This window comes from Candidatus Hydrogenedentota bacterium, assembly GCA_012523015.1.
Classification (GTDB): domain Bacteria; phylum Hydrogenedentota; class Hydrogenedentia; order Hydrogenedentales; family CAITNO01; genus JAAYBJ01.
The window spans coordinates 1-1,819 of record JAAYJI010000134.1 but is presented as its reverse complement, the minus strand read 5'-3'; the positions used below and the strand labels follow the sequence as shown (position 1 = coordinate 1,819).

General features: G+C 50.2%; 2 protein-coding genes. Both read right to left on the bottom strand.

Annotated elements, in window-relative coordinates:
- Nucleotides 1-509, bottom strand: a 509-nt coding sequence (locus GX117_05650) for an MtnX-like HAD-IB family phosphatase (GenBank protein NLO32828.1), incomplete at its 3' end; no start/stop codon positions are given.
- 14 nt (nucleotides 510-523) lie between these two features.
- The gene (thiC, locus tag GX117_05645; protein ID NLO32827.1) at nucleotides 524-1,816 is read right to left on the bottom strand and encodes a phosphomethylpyrimidine synthase ThiC; all 1,293 of its coding nucleotides are present in this window, start codon (nucleotides 1,814-1,816) and stop codon (nucleotides 524-526) included.
- Between the last annotated feature and the right edge of the window lie 3 nt (nucleotides 1,817-1,819).

The following is a 1,819-nucleotide window of genomic DNA, read 5'->3' as shown; positions in this document are numbered from 1 at the left end:
GTGTCGGAGTACCCGTCTCCGATGTATACGACAGTATTCCCTTCACCTTTTAGCTTTTCCATCAGCCTGGTTTTACAGGTTCCACAAATACCGCATTCCGGATTTGTGCCGGGACATTCTATTTTAAAACTGCCGTCATAAATCATCCTGTTGGCGTAGTAGGGCACATTAATATGATATTTTTCAAATACAGCTTCGATACAAAGATCATAGCCGTCGCTGAGCACATAAAACCTGTGGCCTCTTTCCCGACAAAGTCCCAGAAATCCCTTGAAATATTCGTCTATCTCCATGGTGTCCAGCAACCTTTTCAAATCACTCAGGTCGGCCTGGAAAAGGTTAAAAGTCATATTTGCGCATTGCTCAGTAGAAATCTCTTTTCTTTCCCATCGTTTATTTATTTCACGCCAGCCGGCGCCCGCAAAAGCCTCAACCATGGCGGCGCAGACATCCTGTTTTGTTATTGTCCCGTCAAAATCAACAAATAAAACTATGCCCTCATCTTTCATTGCAACATTTTCTATCACAAGAATTCCCCACCTAAAACCTTATTCATATGGCGGATCGCGCACATCTTACCGCACATGGTGCAAGTCTCCTCCTTTTCCGGCATGGACTCGGACCTGTAACGCACAGCCTTCTCCGGGTCCAAGGCCAGTTCGAACATCCTCGGCCAATCCAGGTTGCTCCTGGCCGCGCTCATTTCTTCATCCCAACGCGCCGCTCCCGGCACACCCTTTGCAATATCGGCGGCGTGGGCAGCAATACGCGAAGCGATGATACCTTCCTGCATATCTTCCAGTGTTGGAAGCCGCAGATGTTCCGCCGGTGTGACATAACACAGAAAGTCAGCTCCATTGGCAGCCGCGATTGCGCCGCCGATCGCGCTTGTGATATGGTCGTAGCCAGGGGCGATATCGGTCACAAGCGGCCCCAACACATATAACGGCGCACCGTGGCATAATTTCTTTTCAAAAAGCATATTAGGCGCAATCTCGTTTATAGCCATGTGCCCGGGTCCTTCGATCATAACCTGGACATCCTTTTCCCATGCCCGCTTTGTCAGCTCCCCAAGGATAATCAATTCCTGAATCTGGGAAGCATCGGTGGAGTCCTTGATGCTGCCGGGCCGGCAGGCGTCGCCCAGGCTGACAGTAACGTCGTAATCACGGCAGATATCAAGAAGTTCATCATAATATTCAAAGAAGGGGTTCTCCCGTTTGTTCAGTTCCATCCAGGCAAACAGTAGGGCGCCGCCCCTGGATACAATGTTGGTCAGACGCGGATTTTTTTTAAACCTGGCAGCGGTCTCCTTGTTAATTCCCGCATGAATAGTCATAAAGTCGACACCGTCACGCGCGTGTTTTTCCACTACCCCCAAGAATTCTTCCGCTGTTATTTTTTCAAGTTCTTTACCGTAGAACCCCACGGCGTCATAAACAGGCACGGTGCCAATCGCAGCCGTTGATATTTCAATCAGCCTGCGCCTGAACTCCTCGGTCTTACCATAGCAGCTCAGGTCCATGATGGCGTCGGCCTTCAACTCTACCGCCTTTTGCGCCTTCTCCAGCTCAGCCTCAATATTACAGCAATCCTTGGATACGCCGAGGTTTATATTGATCTTGGTCTTCAGGCCCTCTCCAATGCCGCACGGCTCCAGTGAACCATGGTTCTTATTGGTCGGAATGACAACTTTGCCATCCGCTACAAGTCTCCGTAGCTTCTCAGGCTCTACCAGTTCCCTGCGGGCTACCGTCTCCATTGCCGCTGTAATAATCCCTCTCCGGGCAGCATCCATCTGTGTGGTATAGCGCAATAC